General features: G+C 43.4%; 19 protein-coding genes. 13 read left to right on the forward strand and 6 right to left on the reverse strand.

Annotated elements, in window-relative coordinates:
- The first annotated feature begins 304 nt into the window (after positions 1-304).
- Together lexA and IM515_RS15915 are read left to right on the forward strand one after the other, a co-directional pair.
- The gene (gene lexA / locus IM515_RS15910; RefSeq protein ID WP_287628320.1) at positions 305-919 is read left to right on the forward strand and encodes a transcriptional repressor LexA; all 615 of its coding nucleotides are present in this window, start codon (positions 305-307) and stop codon (positions 917-919) included.
- A gap of 129 nt (positions 920-1,048) precedes the next feature.
- Positions 1,049-1,315, forward strand: coding sequence for a TIGR02450 family Trp-rich protein (locus tag IM515_RS15915; protein WP_002737176.1), 267 nt, complete (start codon positions 1,049-1,051; stop codon positions 1,313-1,315).
- A 151-nt stretch (positions 1,316-1,466) separates the two neighbouring features.
- Here the strand turns inward: IM515_RS15915 and IM515_RS15920 are convergent, their stop codons facing one another.
- Both IM515_RS15920 and IM515_RS15925 read right to left on the reverse strand, forming a co-directional pair.
- Positions 1,467-2,801, reverse strand: coding sequence for a DUF4335 domain-containing protein (locus IM515_RS15920; RefSeq protein WP_287628321.1), 1,335 nt, complete (start codon positions 2,799-2,801; stop codon positions 1,467-1,469).
- A gap of 342 nt (positions 2,802-3,143) precedes the next feature.
- Entirely contained in the window at positions 3,144-3,683 is a 540-nt protein-coding gene (locus IM515_RS15925) for a DUF3038 domain-containing protein (protein WP_193960761.1), read from the reverse strand.
- Between the two features lie 136 nt (positions 3,684-3,819).
- On the opposite strand from IM515_RS15925, the gene IM515_RS15930 reads away from it, so the two are divergent.
- Positions 3,820-5,391: a Na+/H+ antiporter gene (locus IM515_RS15930; protein ID WP_002737412.1), complete on the forward strand. Its 1,572-nt coding sequence runs from the start codon at positions 3,820-3,822 to the stop codon at positions 5,389-5,391.
- A 116-nt stretch (positions 5,392-5,507) separates the two neighbouring features.
- Here IM515_RS15930 and IM515_RS15935 read toward each other — a convergent pair whose 3' ends face one another.
- Positions 5,508-6,488 (reverse strand): PEP-CTERM sorting domain-containing protein, encoded by a 981-nt coding sequence (locus tag IM515_RS15935; protein ID WP_287628322.1) that lies wholly within the window; start codon positions 6,486-6,488, stop codon positions 5,508-5,510.
- 26 nt (positions 6,489-6,514) lie between these two features.
- On the reverse strand, positions 6,515-7,030 hold the full coding sequence (locus IM515_RS15940) for a hypothetical protein (protein WP_287628323.1): 516 nt from the start codon (positions 7,028-7,030) through the stop codon (positions 6,515-6,517).
- A gap of 486 nt (positions 7,031-7,516) precedes the next feature.
- Here IM515_RS15940 and IM515_RS15945 point away from each other — a divergent pair, with 486 nt between their 5' ends.
- The 3 genes from IM515_RS15945 to IM515_RS15955 are packed head-to-tail and all read left to right on the forward strand — an operon-like array spanning position 7,517 to position 8,106.
- Positions 7,517-7,690: a hypothetical protein gene (locus IM515_RS15945; RefSeq protein ID WP_287628324.1), complete on the forward strand. Its 174-nt coding sequence runs from the start codon at positions 7,517-7,519 to the stop codon at positions 7,688-7,690.
- A gap of 1 nt (position 7,691) precedes the next feature.
- The gene (locus IM515_RS15950) at positions 7,692-7,907 is read left to right on the forward strand and encodes a PIN domain-containing protein (protein WP_287628326.1); all 216 of its coding nucleotides are present in this window, start codon (positions 7,692-7,694) and stop codon (positions 7,905-7,907) included.
- Positions 7,894-8,106, forward strand: coding sequence for a hypothetical protein (locus IM515_RS15955; protein ID WP_002758270.1), 213 nt, complete (start codon positions 7,894-7,896; stop codon positions 8,104-8,106). The genes IM515_RS15950 and IM515_RS15955 overlap by 14 nt, the downstream gene beginning before the upstream one ends.
- A 163-nt stretch (positions 8,107-8,269) precedes the next feature.
- Here IM515_RS15955 and IM515_RS15960 read toward each other — a convergent pair whose 3' ends face one another.
- The gene (locus tag IM515_RS15960) at positions 8,270-8,785 is read right to left on the reverse strand and encodes a single-stranded DNA-binding protein (protein ID WP_287628327.1); all 516 of its coding nucleotides are present in this window, start codon (positions 8,783-8,785) and stop codon (positions 8,270-8,272) included.
- Between the two features lie 205 nt (positions 8,786-8,990).
- Here IM515_RS15960 and IM515_RS15965 point away from each other — a divergent pair, with 205 nt between their 5' ends.
- The 5 genes from IM515_RS15965 to IM515_RS15985 all read left to right on the forward strand — a co-directional run bounded on the left by IM515_RS15965 (position 8,991) and on the right by IM515_RS15985 (position 13,779).
- A complete protein-coding gene (locus IM515_RS15965) occupies positions 8,991-9,986 on the forward strand; it encodes an amino acid ABC transporter permease (protein WP_287628328.1) in 996 nt (331 codons plus the stop codon).
- A gap of 368 nt (positions 9,987-10,354) precedes the next feature.
- Positions 10,355-10,732 carry a hypothetical protein gene (locus IM515_RS15970; RefSeq protein WP_002737069.1) on the forward strand — a complete coding sequence of 126 codons (378 nt, stop codon included), beginning with the start codon at positions 10,355-10,357 and terminating at the stop codon, positions 10,730-10,732.
- 65 nt (positions 10,733-10,797) lie between these two features.
- Positions 10,798-11,658, forward strand: a complete 861-nt coding sequence (locus tag IM515_RS15975) for a shikimate dehydrogenase (RefSeq protein ID WP_287628329.1) — start codon at positions 10,798-10,800, stop codon at positions 11,656-11,658.
- A gap of 29 nt (positions 11,659-11,687) precedes the next feature.
- Positions 11,688-12,731 carry an AI-2E family transporter gene (locus tag IM515_RS15980; RefSeq protein WP_287628331.1) on the forward strand — a complete coding sequence of 348 codons (1,044 nt, stop codon included), beginning with the start codon at positions 11,688-11,690 and terminating at the stop codon, positions 12,729-12,731.
- A 67-nt stretch (positions 12,732-12,798) separates the two neighbouring features.
- Positions 12,799-13,779 (forward strand): DMT family transporter, encoded by a 981-nt coding sequence (locus IM515_RS15985; RefSeq protein ID WP_287628332.1) that lies wholly within the window; start codon positions 12,799-12,801, stop codon positions 13,777-13,779.
- Between the two features lie 101 nt (positions 13,780-13,880).
- On the opposite strand, the gene IM515_RS15990 is transcribed toward IM515_RS15985, so the two are convergent.
- Positions 13,881-15,140, reverse strand: coding sequence for a class I SAM-dependent methyltransferase (locus IM515_RS15990; protein WP_287628333.1), 1,260 nt, complete (start codon positions 15,138-15,140; stop codon positions 13,881-13,883).
- 263 nt (positions 15,141-15,403) lie between these two features.
- On the opposite strand from IM515_RS15990, the gene IM515_RS15995 reads away from it, so the two are divergent.
- Together IM515_RS15995 and IM515_RS16000 are read left to right on the forward strand one after the other, a co-directional pair.
- Entirely contained in the window at positions 15,404-16,273 is an 870-nt protein-coding gene (locus IM515_RS15995; protein WP_002767065.1) for an MBL fold metallo-hydrolase, read from the forward strand.
- Positions 16,274-16,728: 455 nt separating this feature from the next.
- Complete coding sequence (locus IM515_RS16000; RefSeq protein WP_002767066.1) at positions 16,729-18,321, forward strand: hypothetical protein; 1,593 nt, start codon at positions 16,729-16,731, stop codon at positions 18,319-18,321.
- Positions 18,322-18,551 lie beyond the last annotated feature (230 nt).

An 18,551-nucleotide genomic window follows, 5' to 3' on the forward strand; every position in this document is an offset into this window, starting at 1 on the left:
GCTTTGATAATGTACCTTTTGGGCGAACGCAGTTCGCCCCTACATTGTGGACAAAATCCGTTACTGTAGGGGCGCAAAGCTTGCGCCCTCCGATCGATTGGGATATTATTCCCAAGCAAGTCCCTAACTGATAACTGATTCAAGGCTGTCTCGGAGTCTCCTAACCAAGCACGACAATTTTTGATTTTCGCAAGAGATCTAATAATCAGTTGATTTAGTCGGCCGATGAAGTTAAGATGTACTAGGTTAAACACAAATGAACTAAAGTACAAATTATCTTAACCCAAGGATAGGAAAATAGATCATGACTAACCTCGAATCCCTTACTCAAGCGCAACAGGAGTTGTACGACTGGCTAATTGAGTACATTCGCACTACTCAGCACGCCCCTTCCATCCGGCAAATGATGCGAGCGATGAATTTACGCTCTCCCGCACCGATTCAAAGCCGTTTAGAACGTTTACGCACCAAAGGCTATATTGATTGGACAGAAGGAAAAGCACGCACCCTGCGGATTCTCAAACAACCAGTGCAAGGTTTACCGGTTCTAGGTGCGATCGCTGCTGGTGGTTTAGTGGAACCCTTCACCGATGTGGAAGAAAAACTCGATCTTTCTAACCTGTTGCAACGCAGCCAAGACTGTTATGCCCTGCGCGTTTCCGGAGACAGTATGATCGAGGATCATATTGCCGATGGGGATCTGGTGATTATGCGTTCTCTCACGGGTAATGAAGCGGTGTCCAATGGAGAAATCGTCGCCGCCAGAGTCGAAGGCCACGGCACTACTTTAAAACGTTTCTACCAAGAAGGCGAAATCATCACTCTCCAACCCTCCAATCAAAAATATCAACCAATTACAGCCAATACTGAACAAGTACAAGTGCAAGGGGTTTTGGTTGGTGTTTGGCGCGGTTATTAGCCAAAACTGGGGCGCACTTAAGCGCCCCGATCATTTTTCCTCTCCTTGGCTACCGGAAAAAAATCGGGTGGGCCAACGAGGATAATATAAGGGTTTCAGCCTATCCCGAACTCAGGTGTTTTAACTTTTATGCCCAAAAAACAGAAGTATCCCCATCTCTTGGGATCAAAATGGACGGCAAAACAAAAAACATGGGGCTGGCGACATTTTCAAGTGGTCAATCGTCAAAATCGCGGTCAATGGGTTTTTGCCGAATTAGTCGCTTCCTGCGATCCGACTGTCCGCTTCTGGATTAATGCTAAACAGTTGCAAGACGCGAATCTCTGGCAATCCGGTTGGCAAACCCTAACAGAAATGAACCAACCCGACAGCGCCGACGAGATTATTGTTAATTAAATGCAGTACAGCCTACGGACTTGCGCTTTGATAATGTACCTTTTGGGCGAACGCAGTTCGCCCCTACATTGTGGACAAAATCCGTTACTGTAGGGGCGCAAAGCTTGCGCCCTCCGATCGATTGGGATATTATTCCCACGCAAGTCCCCTATTACTGTTCCATAAAAGTCCGCACCGTGCCATCAGAACCAAGAACTAGACGCAATTGAGGATTACCAGAGATATCGAGGGGAGAAACGAAAGGTTGATTGAGCAGGGGCATATTAGTGCGATCGAGATAGATTTTCGCCGCCTGTCCTAGGGGAATAATCTGTTTTAGGGAACCATCCTGATTTAAGACCAAACGGTACTCTAGAGTATGCTTGAGACTTTCCGGGGGTTGCCAACGGGACTGAAAATATTCTCTGGTTTCTGCCACTTGGGGAATGGTATCTAGTAAGTTCGTCTCTGGGGCTTTAGCGGTACTTGTGGGCGGTTTGGAGTCTAAATTGACATTTTCAGGGTTAACAGGGCTTAGAGGCGGTAAATTGGGCAATTTTGGCGGTGCTGGACTCGGATTCATCGTGGTGGGGGGAACATTTGCTAGTGCATTTGTACCCTGAGCGCTGGTGACGGGGGGGGCAGTAATCGGGATGTTCTGATTATTCGGTTCAATTACGATCGCCGTGCCGCCGGGACGCGAACCCGTGACTGGTGGCGGCGGTAAAGTGGACGGCGGAATCACTAGGGGGACGCTAGAGGGACGAACTGGGGCTGGAACGGTTGCCACGGGGGGCGGTGGCGGTAAAGGGGTTTTATTGCCCAAATTTGCCGGTAACTGCGGGTTTGGGGCGGCTGTTCCCGTGGGGGGTAAAGGCAGCGTTGGCAAGGGTTGGGGAATCCTGGCGCTATTGGGATCGGTGGTTAAATCATTGTTGGTTAGTTCTTGCTGTTGATAAAATGCGATCGCTATTCCCCCGATAGTTATTAGGGCTGAGGCGATTAATCCCGTCCAGATCAGGGTATTCTTTCGAGTTTTCTGGCGAATTAAAGGGGGTATTAGGGGACTTTCATGGTTGTATTCCCCTAAAGCATTGGCTAGGTCGAATAATTGCGATGTGGTTAATTCAATCTCCTGTTTATCCCTATCGGTTAGCAAGGAACCTAAAAATAATTGATGCTGGAGAAGTCCCTGACAACGGAGAGAGGGTAAGGAGGGGAGATGACTTTCGGGGGAACCACTAGCCACGAAAGAGAGGGTAGAAACAGGACTAGAGAGTAAATTCTGCACATAATTAGCGACAATTTCCCCTAGGAGTTGCAATTGTGTGCGATCGCCTTTGATCGTCACCTGCTTTTCCTCACTCAATCTAGGATCATCAAAGCGCAATTGAAAGTGAGCATCGTTTAAGACATTTTTACCTAGCCAAACCGCTAGGGGCGAACTATTTCCCCAAATTTCTAGGGTACAGGTGGGGGGTGTATATTTGCGAATTAGATTACTCATTTTTAGTTATCGGTGGGAATTATAAATTAAGTAGTCGTGCAAAATTAATTTCCTAGTGAAGATAGGCAAGAGGCAAGAGGCAAGAGGCAAGAGGCAAGAGGTGGTTAGATATGTGTAATTAATTTTGCTTAGGTACTTATAAATTATGAATTATGAATTATGAATTATGAATTATGAATTATGAATTATGAACTGGGAAGCTTTTTTTTCAGTGTTGCCAAAGGCACGGCGTAGCCGTCCAGTAAACAGTAAACAGTGAACTGAAAACTTACATCTGAAAACTTACATCTGAAAACTTACATCTGATAACTGATAACTGATAACTGATAACTGATAGGCTTTTTATTTTTGACTTGCCAAAAGGGTGTGCCAAAGAAGGAGATGACTGCGGGGACTGCTGTAGAACAATAAATCGATTAATAATTTCCAAGCTAGGGAAGTTAGGCTAGAATCAATGAGATTATTTTCCGATATTTCTGGGTATTTTAAGCGAAAATTAGCGATATAATTGCCTAAAAGCGTGGTTTTGACCGGTTCTTGTCCTTGAGTTCCCACTTGTTCCAAGAGAATTACGGCGCGACGGATTAACTCTTGCTTTTTTTGGGCTAGATGACAGAGGAGGAGAACTAGAGAACGGATGTCCGCTAGGGAGAGGTTTGACTGGGGTTGCCAGTGGTGGGCAACTAGGCGATCGCTTGTATCCAGATCTAAGGCTAATTCTTGGGCTGCTTGGGTGATAGACTCGGAGTCTAAATTAGCTAGAGAGACTAAAGCAACCAAAATCAGGTTTAAATAGCTATTAATACTCTCTAACTGCTCGTTACTGGGTGAGATAGCTAGGGGTAAATCCTCACCCGTGGAGGACTCGGCAGACTGAGGCATAGTCAAGGACATAGATAATAAGGAATTGCCAGCAGAAAAACTTGGGTTTAGGAGAAAAAATCACTGGTTCTAAAGTGTAATAATAATTTAGATTGTTCTTTTCTTGCACGTCCGCTCACCGATTGCCTCCCACCCAATGAGTTTAGAATCCGCTACCGATGAAGTCATTAAGCAAAATTTAGAACAATTTCTAATTGTTTTGTCCGTTTCCCTGAGTGTGGCCACGGTTTCGAGGATTTTTAGCTGGTTTCGCCAAATTCCTTACACCCTATTGTTAGTGATAGTCGGTTTGGGTTTAGCCTTCATCGATATCCGTCTGGTAAACCTATCCCCCGAACTGATTCTAGAAATTTTTCTGCCCCCTTTGCTATTTGAAGCCGCTTGGAATACCCGCTGGCGAGATCTGAAGGATAATTGGATTCCCGTCAGTCTTTTCGCTATTGTCGGCGTAATTATCTCGATTTTCGGGGTTGGTTTTACCCTAGATGAATTGACCAATTTACCCCTATTTACGGCATTATTAGTGGGTGCGAGCCTTTCTTCTACGGATCCCGTCGCTGTTGTCGCTCTTTTTCGCGAATTAGGGGCCAGTAAAAAGCTCACCGTGCTTTTGGAAGGGGAAAGCTTATTTAATGATGGGGTCGCTGTGGTCGCTTTCGCTCTTTTGGTGGAAATTCCCCTCGGTGCTAGTGGTCTATCCTTAGAGACAACTATTAGCCGGATTGCCGCTTTTATCGGTATCGGGGTGGCAGTGGGTTGTTTAGTGGGTTTTGGTATTTCCTATCTGACTCAACGTCTCGATTTACCCCTAGTGGAACAGTCTTTAACTCTTGTGTCCGCCTACGGTGCTTATTTACTAACCGAGGAGTTCGGGGGTTCGGGGGTAATCGGAGTGGTGACTACGGGGATTATTTTAGGTAATTTTGGCTCTCGAATTAGCATGAGTCCCCGTACCCGCCTATTAGTCACGGAATTCTGGGAGTTTCTCGCTTTTTTTGTCAATTCGATCGTTTTTCTCCTCATCGGCGATCAGATCCGTCTCTCCAGTTTAGCTGATAATCTCAATTTAATTTTTATCACGATCGCCGCCGTGGTAGCGGCCCGTTTTCTGGCTACCTTTGCTTTGGCAACTGTTAGTAATGCCTTGATGGAAACTAAAATTAATTGGCGAGAAAAAACGGTTTTATGGTGGGGAGGTTTGCGCGGTTCCGTTTCTATTGCCCTAGCTTTAAGTGTGCCGGTTATTTTTCCCAATCGTCAGGATATCATCGATATCGTCTTCGGAGTTGTTCTCTTTACCCTTTTGGTTCAGGGATTAACTATTCAAACTTTCCTATCGAGATTAGACCTGATCGGTGATCAACCAATTCGAGAAAACTATGCGGAACTTTTAGCCCGACGGGTAGCTTTAAAAAGGGTTTTAGACTATCTTTCTAAGTTAGATAAATCTCCCGATGTTGCCCCCGAATTTTTTAGTTATGAGCAGCATCTCGTCAAAGAAAAATTAAAGACTGTAGAAGCGGAAATACAATCTCTCAACGATAGTTATCCCCAATTACAGCTATTGACAATGGAACAACTTCGGGAAACCCTCCTAGATATCGAAGCTGATACCTACGCTGAATTTATTCGATCTGGCCGTTTAACTAGCAATTTATCCCCCGTCCTCCAAGAAATTCTCGCTGAAAGTAAAATTACTGATCAGTAGGACTATTTTGGGGTATATACAATCAATCTCAATTCTCCTAATGATCAACGACTGGGTTTTATGACAAAAACCCCTCCAATTAATGAAAGGGTTTTTGTGGGGTTTTATGGGGGATTTTAGGAGACTTTTGTAGTTTCTTTTTCAGTGGATTTAGAGGGTTTAAGTTGGCGCTTGATGGTTGAAGCTGCGCCGAGTGTGCCGAGTGCGAGGAGGCTGAGGGTTGAGGTGGGTTCGGGGACTTTTCGCGCGTCAAGTGTTACACAGTCTTTACAATCTCCCTTGGTGATGTTCCAGAAATCCTGTTTATCACCTGCACCGTATTTGGTAGCTGAACTCGTTGCCTTATTCCAATCTGCTGATGGTGTCACTAAAGGTGTGAAGTCAACTTTAGTCACGGTAAAGTCGGCAGGTTCATCCGTTCCTATTACTCCAACATCTTTATAGTCAATTGTGTATCCCCATTGAAAACCCCACAACGGCGCAACGTTATAGGTGTCGTCTTTAGCTATCGTGTTAGGGATTATTTTCTTGTCAATAACGCAAACTATCCACGTCTCGAAGAGAAGTTCAACTTTTTTAGTTTTGGCATAGGGCAGGCGAGAATTGGGGGCATCTGAAAATAGGGGAAATTCCCCTTCATCATACCAAGGCAAATAATCGAATGGTTGATCCACAAATGTATTTGCTCCAACATCAGTACGGACTTTGTAACCTCCAGGAGGCGGATCGAGATAAGGTTCCGGTAAAGGTACACTGGCATCGTTAATCCAACGGAAGTGATCCGTATTGTCCTTAACACTTTGAATATAGTGAAATTCATTGTTCTTCTTAGGGACGAATTTACCACCTATATTCACTCCCCCCCTCCATAAATTAGAGTTATTACCAGGGGTGTTCTTATATTCTTTATATTCGTCAAGATCGATCTCGAAGGTTCCACATAGCTGATCGCCACATTTCACATCATATTTTTTCAAATCTGCTGCCCAAGTAGTTTGGGGAGCAGACAGAAGCGCAAGCGTGGCTATTCCCAATGCCAAAGAAGCTGACTGAGCGTTATAGTTGCCACCTTTATTTTTGAATGAAATATTGTTCATTTTTTCTCCTTAAAATTCGAGATTTTTTAATCTTGATGATTGGAAAATTTGCCAATCCGAACTGCCAGGAAGACATTTCTTTCTCCTGGATAATTAGTCAATTTGAGCAACTCTCTCACCCCATTGCGACGTTGAAGAGTGACCAAACGGGGAACTGTTCCGATTTTAAAGCCAGTAATTTCTACTGTTACCTGATCTGGCTTTTCATTGGGCAATAACCGTGCTTCAATCAGTCGCCCTCCCATCATGGTTCTATAGATTTCCTGTTTGTTTTCCATTACTTCAATCCAATCAGTACGTTCCCAAGCATAGGGAGAACCAAGTTGAGCAGTTGCTTGAACAATCCACTCTGCTGCGAGTGTTTGACCAGCTAACTTCTCATTGTCTCCGCCAATCACCTGGACAAATACCTTGCCCGACTCGTTGCCCTGATTAGGGTGATTTTCCGACAAAGTAGGGACAATGTGCGTCCCAGCAATGGCGATTCCCACTGCTGTCAAGCAGATAATGAACTTTTGTAATAGCCTGTTTACTTGTCTCATCTCTCTTGACTCAGGGAAAACTTCAAGTAAACGCTAGTGAACGTTCGCCCTCCCTCGCAGCTAGGTCAAGCAACAACCCAACCCAAGACAGGAGGCAGATGACAAAAGGATACACATTACCCCCCCCCCGCACTGTATCAAAAGCTACAATTTAATAAATCTTTATATTCTTCTCCCTAGCTTAGGGATTCATAGGGGAAGGATTTTCAGGTATTTTACCCTGTTTTACTGCTTCTCAGGCGACCGATCGCCTTCCGTGAGGGATTGTGGCGCGGTGTGTAAGATTCGGTAATAGGGTTCAAAATTTCGCTAATATTGTTAAGTAGCTGGTTATAATTAAATTAAAAATGGATTTTAGGTTCGATCCCCCCTGCCCCCCTTGATAAGGGGGGTGCCGATCCCCCCTTAGTCCCCCCTTTAATCCCCCCTTAATAAGGGGGGCATCTGATGATTTTTAACGCCTACCTACTTAGGTGATTATTTATTATGACTATGTCGAGAGAGGAACAATTAAAGATCCTTGGTCAGATGAAAGATTCTGATATAGATTATTCAGATATAGCTGCTACTGATGCCGAATTTTGGCAAGAAGCTACTGTAGAAGCTGCCCGTTGGATGCTATCGAGGGAAACGCCCATCGCCAGTAGGGGCAATTCATGAATTGCCCCTACTCCGTACCTCCCAACTGGGTTTTAAGTTTTATGATGCCTTACATCTGGCTTTTGCCGAAGCGGGGGGCGCTGATGTTTTGCTGACCACCGATGACAGGCTGCTGCGAAAAGCTCAACAATATAGAGATTCAATTAACGTAACGGTAGAGAATCCCGTGATTTGGTTGATGGCGACTTTACAGGAGGATGGCAATGAAATTAGCTGAACTGAGAAAACAAGGATATCAAGCTTTAGTTGACTCTTTAGGGGTGGTGGGAATGCTCCGCTTCCTGCAACAATTGGAAGTCGGCCATGGCGATTACACCGCCGAGCGACACCAGTGGTTAGATGAACTGACCCTCGCCGATTTTCAGAGCTACGTTCAACAAAAGAAAAGTATCAATGGTGGGGAGTTAGGGGGTTAGAAGGCAAGAACTGGCTCTTCTGGTTTCTGTGTGGAAACGAGGTCTATACTGATAGAATATCCGCCAAATAGTGCTGAAAGTCTTGCCCGATAAGCATTCCACGATTCCATAAGCAAAAATTATCAGACAAAATCGAGAAGAGCCATTAATTCTGTTGGGGTGATTAGAAAGGAATATCGTCTAAATTTTCCTCCACCGATGTGTCAGAAGGTTGCCAAGCGGAAGGATTAGAAAGTTCATAGGATGCGTCATATTCAAAGTCCCCAGTGGATACAGGTGCGACGGGTTTTTCCACCGGGGTTTTATTCGATTTGTGGGTATTGATTGGCACGACTTTTTCTGGAGTCGGGGCTGCCATTTCACCGCTACTCACGCTGCCGTCAAGATGATAGAGATGACTAATAACTAATTCGGCCCGTTTTTCCTTAAAACCTTCGGGACGATCGATCGTCTGCATGGAGAGACGACCTTCCAAAATTACCCGATCGCCTTCATTATAGTTCTGAGCGACTTCTGAGGCCAAATTTCCCCAAGCTACGGCCCTTAAATTAGCCGGGGTTGCCTCGGCACGATTGGGGGAAAACTCGACTAACATTTGAGCGTAGGGAGTTTGATTATCTTGGGTATAACGTAATTCGGGACGACGGACAATTTTAGCCATTAAAATGCAACTGTTCATGGTCGAAAATCAGTCTGAATTTTTCTAATAAGTGGGTGGGTGGAATTAAATATAAGATGAACGTAGGTTGGGTTGAAGCATGAAACCCAACGCCCGCATGGGTTACGCTACCGCTAACCCATCCTACAAATAATTGTGCCTTCCTACTTAGCACCATTGTACTGAAAAAGTACAATGATAACCACTGTGGAGGTTAGGGAATTTTATGGGACTCTGGTTAAGAAAAAATCTCTTTAACACTTGGTACAACGTCATCTTAACCCTTGCGGGTCTATTTCTCAGCCTCTGGGGTGGCTTAAGTTTCCTTGATTGGGCGATAAATCAGGCAAAATGGGCTGTAGTGACGGAAAATATCGGTTTATTTGTGGTCGGTCGTTATCCAGAACAGTCAATATGGCGAATTTGGCTGATTTTAACGATAATTGCGGCTTTATCACTGTTTTCTTGGCAATTAAACCGGGGTCGCTTCCCCAATTGCCCCGCTTTTCTCCAACGCTGGTGGGGATTGCTCTGGTTATTGACTTTACCTTTAATCGCTTGGTTACTATTGGGAGGATTATTTTTAAAGGCAATTCCCCTCGATGATCTCAGTGGTTTAATCTTAACTTTATTAGTAGCGATCGCCAGTATGATTTTATCTTTCCCCTTGGGGGTATTATTAGCCCTGGGGAGACAGAGTGAATTACCGGCAATTCGTTGGCTATCTATTGGCTATATCGAATTATTGCGCGGTTTACCTTTGTTGGGAATTTTATTCATGGCTCAGGTGATGTTACCTTTAATTTTACCCGCCGGGACGAGACCTGAACGGGTGATCAGAGCGATCGCCGGATTTACCCTTTTTGCAGCAGCCTATCTGGCCGAAAATGTCCGGGGTGGTTTACAAGCGATTCCCAAAGGTCAAATTGAAGCGGCCAAAGCCTTGGGTTTAAAACCGATTTTCGTTTTATTATTGATCGTTCTACCCCAAGCTTTAAAAGCGGTCATTCCCGCTATTGTTGGTCAATTTATCAGTTTATTTAAGGATACTTCTCTACTGGCGATCGTGGGACTGGTGGACCTCTTGGGTATGGCAGGATCGGTTTTAGCTAATCCGAAATTTATCGGCGATTATCCAGAGGTTTATCTATTTTTGGCGTTTATTTACTGGATTTTCTGTTATTCTATGTCCCTAGCCAGTCGTAGGTTAGAACAGCGTTGATTGGGGTGTGGGGTGCGGGGTGTGGGGTGTGGGGTGATGGGGTGATGGGGTGTGGGGTGTGGGGTGTAGGGTGTGGGGTGTGGGGTGATGGGGTGATGGGGAATTATAAATTATGAATTATGAATTATGAATTATGAATTATGAATTATGAATTATGAATTGGGGTATGGGGAGAACAAATAAAAATAATCTCCTGATTCCTGAATACTGACTCCTGACTCCTGACTCCTGACTCCTGACGACCGGCTACTAACCCCACCAACAGACTTATTCAGCAAACCCTACCTAGCTTTTTGTCATAAATATTGATATTATTTAACAATCAGCAGCAATTTATGGTAAATATATTTATTTAGGAGAGCGAGAAAATGGCTGGATTCTTTGGCCTGTTTGGCAATAAGACGAAATACGTCGATGAACCGATGGATATGAGCGCACCGGAACCGAAAGAGGCTTTTTACTTGGAACCCGATGACGCTAAAACTCTCGGTGATATCGACTTTATGCGGACACCGATCACGATCCGACGTACTTTCCCGAAAACTGCCTCGAATAAAAAGGGTGGCGAATCGATTAAACAGATTTCTTCTATGGAAGTCAGCAAAGTCACCGATAACGGTATTGTGGCAAAATCGGCTACTTCCGAGGCTAATAGTAAGGCTAACGCTGCTAATGATAACGTTCGTCGCGCTAACGATGACAATATCAATCCTTTCCTGAAAATGGCCCGTGAAATCAAGAAATAGTATAGTAAGGTGAGCATTGGCCACCCTTGATATCAAACTTTGGTGGGGAAAGCCCACCTTTTTTTATGACCATTATTAACGGAAAAACCAAGTTATTAGGCGTAATCGGCGATCCTATCGGCCATACTCTTTCTCCCCTCATGCACAATGCCGCTATCGATGCCTTGGGGCTAAATTATGTCTATCTTCCCCTACCGATCGCCCCGAAAAACTTAGCAACTGCGATCGCTGGTTTGGCCGCCATCGATCTAGAGGGTTTTAGCGTCACAATTCCCCATAAATTAGCAATTATTCCCTTATTATCGCAAATTACCGAGAAAGCCAGGCTAGTGGGCGCAGTTAACACCGTCTGGCGCACGGAAACCGGCTGGCAGGGAACGAATACCGATGTGGATGGCTTTCTCGCACCCTTGAAATCCCTTGACAAAGATTGGAGTCGGGTGAATCCAGTTATTTTAGGCAATGGCGGCGCTGCCCGGGCGGTGGTGGTGGCTTGCGCCCAGTTGGGCTGTGGCGAAATTCATGTGGTAGGACGCAATCAAAAGAAATTAGATCCTTTTAAAGAAAGTTGGGCGAATACCAGCCTCTATGACCTCCTAGAAGTGCATAGCTGGGACGAATTAGAGGGGCTGGTATCCACCACAGAACTCCTGATTAATTCTACCCCCATCGGAATGTCCCCCCAGGGCGAACAATCCCCTGTTGAGTTAGAATTATTAGACCTTTTACCCCCATCGGCGATCGCCTACGATCTAATTTATAATCCCCGGCCGACCAAATTTCTCCGGTTGGCCCGGACTAGAGGGATCAGAATTATTGATGGGTTAGAAATGTTAGTTAATCAGGGAGCGATCGCCCTAGAAATCTGGTTAGGTCAACCCGTCCCCGTCTCGGTCATGCGGGAAGCTTTGTTAAAACAATTCTAAATGTTAAAATCCTATTTCTGGCTTGATTTATGCCCCCTTCTAGCTCCTTTTGGAAAACTCTGAATAACTCGATTCTAGTGCGCTATCTATTATTATTTGGTTGTGGCTGGAGTCTGATTATCTTAATTAATTATTTCTACGGGACGATCGCTATTTTTACCGGTTCAGCGATCCTGGCTGCTCTATTAAATTATCCCGTGGTTTGGTTATCTCGTTATCTACCGAGAGGACTAGCCATTGCTATTACCACCATAGTAGCTTTTATCCTCCTATTTAGATTAGTCACAGGCATAGGATTAGAAGCAGTTAGTCAGGGGAAAGGACTACTATTCAATCTTACCGATGCCTTGGGTCAACAAGATTTTTTACCCTTTAAAGACTTTCTCGATCGATTAGATTGGAATAAAATGGTGGGAACCCTACAAACTGGTTTAGCCACGGGTTTATCGGTCGTACAGGGAGTTTTTTCCAGTGTCTTTACCGGCGTTTTTGGGGCGGTGATCAGTGTTTATATGCTCATCGATGGTGATAAACTCTGGCGAGGTTTTTTGCAACTTCTCCCCCCAGCATACCGGGAGCGTTTTGCCTCGTCTTTTCGACAAAGTTTTCTGGGATTTATTCGCGGGCAACTGTTATTAATGCTCTTTTTATCGTTGACGAGTTTCTTCAGTTTTTCCCTATTGGGAATTCAATATGGGCTAGTTTTGGCGGGTGTTCTTGGTGTTATCGATGCTATCCCAGGTATTGGTGCAACCCTGGGCATTTTGTTGGTAACTATCTTGACTTTTACCTCCCAAGGACTAACAATTGCCGTTAAAGCTTTTATTGTCTGTGTTGTCTTGGTACAAATTCAAGATAATATTATTCGCCCTAAAGTTATGGGCAATGCCCTAGAATTAAACCCGGTAATTTTGTTTTTATCTCTCTTTATCGGCGAAAGAATTGCGGGATTATTAGGTATTTTTCTCTCCATTCCTATTGCTGGAATGATTGCGATCTGGATCAGTTACGGGGAAGAAAAACCAATAACAGATTTAGAGGAAAATCAGTTAGAAGAAAGTCAGGAGAATTAAGGGCTGATCCCCAGTCTCTACTATACAATTAGGGAAATTTGTTATCGACAAAACTCGATCGCTACCTATGGAAAACTTAGATTTAAAGAAATCCTCGCCCCTCTTACTTATCTCACCGTTTTTTCTCTGGGGAACAGCGATGGTAGCGATGAAGGGTGTTATCCCCCACACCACCCCCCTATTTATGGCGGCAATTCGCCTTGTTCCCGCCGGAATGTTAGTTTTAATGGTAGCTTGGTTTTTAGGTCGTCCTCAGCCCAAAACCCTGCAAGCATGGCTATGGATTGCCCTGTTTGCTCTCATGGATGGCACTCTTTTTCAAGGTTTTCTGGCATTGGGATTAAATCGCACCGGGGCGGGGTTAGGATCGGTAATTATTGACTCGCAACCCCTAGCGGTGGCTTTAATGTCCAGTTGGCTATTTAAAGAAGTTATCGGTGTCTGGGGATGGTTGGGATTGGGTTTAGGGATTGGGGGAATTAGTTTAATTGGCTTGCCCGATCAATGGTTTTATGACTTTTTTGGACAAAAAGCGGTAAATATTGACTTTAGCTGGCAGGAATTACTAAATAGCGGCGAAATGCTCATGCTTTTGGCTTCCCTATCCATGGCGGTGGGAACAGTGTTAATCCGGTTTGTCTGTCGTCATGCGGATCCCGTCAGCGCCACGGGATGGCACATGATTTTAGGAGGATTGCCGCTATTTTTAGCTTCAGGTTTCACCGAATCCCATCAATGGCAAAATATAGATTTAAATGGTTGGTTAGCTTTAAGTTATGCCACGATTTTTGGTAGTGCGATCGCATACGGAGTATTCTTTTATTTAGCCGCCAAGGGCAATTTAACCAGTTTAAGTTCTTTGACTTTTTTAACTCCGGTTTTTGCCCTCACTTTCGGGAATTTATTCCTCGGTGAGATGTTAAGTGTATTGCAATGGGCGGGGGTATCTTTAACCCTTGTTAGTATTTATTTAATCAATCAAAGGGAAAGAATCGCCCCACAATTGCGGGCAATTTTTGCTAATCTTTCCTCTGCTTCCGTGAAGTAAACATAAGTGTTGTGTGTTGGGTGTTGGGTTTTAGGGTTTTGGGGTTTTAGGGTTTTGGAGTTTTGAGGGATTAGTTAAAATTTCCCCATTTCCCCATTTCCCTATCCCCCCATTTCCCTATCCCCAATCTCTGATTTATACCCAAAAGCAACTAACTCAAATTCCGTGCGAATTACCTCGACTCTGGCAAAATTTGCTTCCTGTAATTTCTGGTTGAGATTTTGAGAGGTAAAACCCGTTTTGTGAGCCATATAGGGCATTCCGGGGACTTCTGTTCCCATGCCGTAAAACATCCATAAAGCGCGCACCGGACCACCGGGAGAAATATACAAAGGTTCATTTTCCATATCGCCTCTAGCGACAAATTCGGCGGCGGTTTGCATATCGGGAACCACAATCATCAAAAAGCCTTCGGGTTTAAGAATGCGTTTAAATTCCCCTAGGGCGATGGGAACTTCGTAATGATAAATATGTTCTAGATTATGACTAGAAAAAACCGCATCGACGGAGCTATCGGGAACGGCACTTAAATCGGTAATCGTTCCTAAAATATCGGGGTTAACAGCAGTATTAATATCGAGGCGAATTTCTTGCCAATTGCCATCGCGGAATAGTTGGGGTAAAGCTTCGGGATTATAGGGACCACAACCCACATTTAAAACCAGTTTTTTTGGGGATTTTAGCGCTGTTATCCCTGGGGGAGCATTCCAAGCTAATAAACAAATATTTGTCAAACCAAGCAAACCGTGATTAGCGACTTGATCATCTAAAATTATCTGAGCTTGGGGATGGGTTTTAGTAAAATCTTTTATTGCCTGTTGGAGAGCAGGATGCTGACATTTATTGATGATAATTAAAGCGGAATCAGACCAGAAATTTTTGGCTAAAAGTAAGGATATAAAGAGAGAGCGATAGTCTTCGGCGGCATCGTAGTAATAAACTCCCAGCTTTTCTTCACTGTTTAATTCTTCGAGATCATCGAAAAAGTTTTCCGTTTCTTGATCGCTTAAAAATATCTGTTCTGATAGTTGAAAATCCTCCAAATCCTGGGATAATATAGTTAGTTTTTCTCCCGATGGATCGTATTTAAAAAAAGCTTCTACGCCATAACCGCAGCGATCGCTATTATTGCAGAAAGCGGCGACTAAACTACCGCGACGAAAACAGCCAATTTGACAGTAAACCTCGTCCGGTTGCAGACAGTCAACGGCTAGATTGAGCAGGGGAAAGAGATTGCGATCAGGATAAGAGGCGGTTTTTTGGCTTAAAAGGGTTAATTGCTCGGAAATAGGCGACATTAAAGGCGATCCCCAATCCTGATACTGTTGGGGCAGTTTTTCTAAGAATTTTTGTAAATCCATACCTTGGCTCTTGCAAAAGTGACGATCCTCACCCCTTAATCATAGATCGTTGTGTTAAGCTGTACTGAGTTTAAACTGCGTAGGGGAAATTTTAGTACAAATGCTCAAACTGCTTCTCCCTGATCCGCAGCTCCGGCGCTCCCCTAGAATCTTAACGAGTAATTTAGATAGTCAAGAGCTTAGAGATAAAGTCACCGCCTTGATTTTGGAAGAGTGCTAATCTGATCTGTTAGCCCATCAGCACAAGTAGAGAAACTTCTGATATGCCCTACAACTGCTTCCAGATCAAATTTTGGGGAGTACGAGGGAGTATTCCCTGTCCAGGTTCGGAAACCGTTCGTTATGGTGGTAATACTTCCTGTGTGGAGATGCAAGTCGGTGGAGAAAGATTAATTTTTGACGGTGGTACGGGGTTACGCATACTAGGACAGTCTTTGATGGCAGAAAGTCCGGCGAAAGCCCATTTATTTTTCACCCACTCCCATTGGGATCATATTCAGGGTTTTCCTTTTTTTACCCCTGCTTTTATCAGGGGCAATACTTTTAAAATCTACGCGGTTCCCTCTACTAACGGAGCAACCATCAAGCAAACATTACACGATCAGATGTTACATCCTAATTTTCCCGTGCCTTTGCAGATTATGGGGGCCGATTTAGAATTTTATAATCTAGAAATGGGCGAAACCCTCCACTGTGGCGATGTCAGCGTCGAAACCCGTCCTTTAAATCATCCCGGAGAAGCGGTGGGTTATCGGGTAAATTGGCGGGGTTTATCGGCAGCTTATATTACCGATACCGAACATTTTCCTAATCGCCTTGATGATAACGTTTTGGCTTTGGCCTGGCAAGCGGATGTCATGATTATTGATGCTACCTACACCGATGAAGAATACAACGATCCTAAGTATTCTAAGGTGGGTTGGGGTCATTCCACTTGGCAGCAGGCAGTCAAAATCGCTCAAGCAGCCCAAGTTAAGCAGTTAGTTCTATTTCATCACGATCCCGCCCATAATGACGATTTTCTCGATCGCATTGGGGAACAGGTAAGAAAGATTTTCCCTGAAACTATTCTCGCCCGGGAAGGCCTCTCGATCGAACTGCGGCCGGGAGATGATCAGATGGATGAAGCGTAACCTAAGTAGGTAGGCGTTAAAAATTATCAGATGCCCCCCTTATTAAGCTGTCCTTTAGTCACATCTTTCTTAACATTTCAAACCCTTGTAGCACAAGGCTTTCAAGACTCGGTTAACAATTTGTAATATTCCTTGTTGACACCCTTACTGACAAAGAAAAAACTGAAATCAAGTCAGGATAAGGGTTGTAGTGCTTACTGAAAAAATTGTTAAGAAAGATCCCTATAAGGGATAGGGGGGATCGAACCTAAAATCTATTTTTAATTTAATTATAACCAGCTACTTAACTACTTAACTGAATCTGCTAGGATGCTATCACAGAATAGAAGACTACATCTATTAATTGCTGAGGCAGAACTAAGTTTAACCGCTCTTTTTTAACCACTTCTATCGCTTTGGGTTCAAAAAATTAGGCGTTTTCGGTTTACCATAGTCAAAGTGTGCTTTCTAGGCTAATGACTTTGACTAAAACCCCCGTGAGCAGAAACCGTCGTTTTTCCCTACGCAATCTCTTTGAGACTTGCATGGCCCTATTGGTATTATGTAATTATATTCTGGTTATTTTCGATTTAACCTACATTCCCCTGCGAGATTTTTGGTTACAGGGACGCTTGCAAATAACTTTATTAAGATTTAATGAACCAATAAAACTTGGGATGATTTCCTTTCAAGAATTACAAATACCTCCCGACAAACCCCTAGAAATTCCCTTTGTTAAAGGAATCGCTAATTATGATGTGGTGAAAGGAATTAAACCCTATCGCAGTACCAGTGAATATTTAGCTACGGTTGATAAACTTAATGAACTAATCAATCAAAAGGTATTTAACCCAGAGTTTAATCTGCAAGAATATCGCCAAGAGATTGAGAAAATTTTAGCCAATTTACGCCAAAAAAGTGTCGATATGATCGATAATAATCCCTTTGCTTCGGCCGAGAAAACTGGGACTTTAGAGAAGATTAAAAATAGAATGCGCTTGCGGGTTTTTCAAACGGAAAATGTTTCCGCAAAAGCAGCCTTTCAGAAGTTTTGGAGTTGGGATTATCTCAGTGAAAATGGCTGGGAAAAAGAGTTGAAATTTTTCAATCAAGAAATTCAACCTTTAATAGAAACTAATTATTTTCGTCCCCTGGGAGAAGATGGGAGACCGATAGATAACTTTGAGGCGATCGATTTTTTATTTGGTATCGTCTTTTTCTGGGAATTTATGCTAAGAACTTGGTGGATTGCTCGCACTCATAAAGGTCTGCGTTGGCGCGAGGCTATGTTATGGCGATGGTACGATATTTTTCTGTTTATTCCTATCTGGAGATGGTTGCGATTTATTCCTACCGTTATTCGCCTAGATCAAGTTAAAATTATTAACTTAAGGGTGATTAAAGAACAGGCAGTTAAAGGCTTAGTTGCGCTAATTTCTAAAGATATTACTGAGATAATTTTCCTGAGAATTATTAATCAAATACAGGAATATATTCGACGGGGACAAGTGGAGAAATTTCTCGATAAATCCCTTAATGGTGGATATAATAATCTCAATGATACTAATGAAGTTATCGAAATTTTTCGGTTAGTAGTTAATAGTACCGTTGACAAGGTTTTACCGCAAGTTAAACCAGAAGCAGAAGCTTTAATTAAATACAATATCGAGAAAATTCTCAGTCAAACTCCCGCGTATCAAAGCTTATTGCGATTACCCGGCATGAAAGGGTTAAAAACTGACTTGAGCAATCGCTTATCTAGTCAATTGTATCAATCCTTTGTTAATATAGCTGACAAGATTACCCAAGAAGACGAAGTTTTTGAGCGTTTATTACAGCAATTAGTCCAGCGTTTCGGGCAATCTCTCGCCGGGGAATTACAATCCCGTCACAGTCTAGAAAGAATCGAGATGTTATTAATTATCTTCCTAGAAGAAGTCAAATTAAACTATGTACAAGAATTCTCGGATGAAGACTTAGAAACTATCCTCGAACAAACTCGCTTACTCCACTCTAAAAGTGCAGAAATTACCCCAGGAGAAACCATGAATCCTCGTCGTCTTCCCTAAAAATTAGTGATCATTGATTAGGTAATACTAAATCCGTTAAGTATAGGCTACTTATAAGAAGAGGCAAAAGGCAACCCCCCCCCTGCCCCTAGGGCTGTTTCATTTAAATTAATTACAGCTGATTTTGAGTCAATAAATTTGACCGAAGATTCTCAAGTTTATCTTTTTCTAATCAAAAGAGTTAGTCACAATAACTAATCTTTAATCCTCTGCCAAATTTATTATGAATA

The sequence above is a fragment of the Microcystis sp. M44BS1 genome (assembly GCF_020244875.1).
Taxonomy (GTDB): domain Bacteria; phylum Cyanobacteriota; class Cyanobacteriia; order Cyanobacteriales; family Microcystaceae; genus Microcystis; species Microcystis panniformis.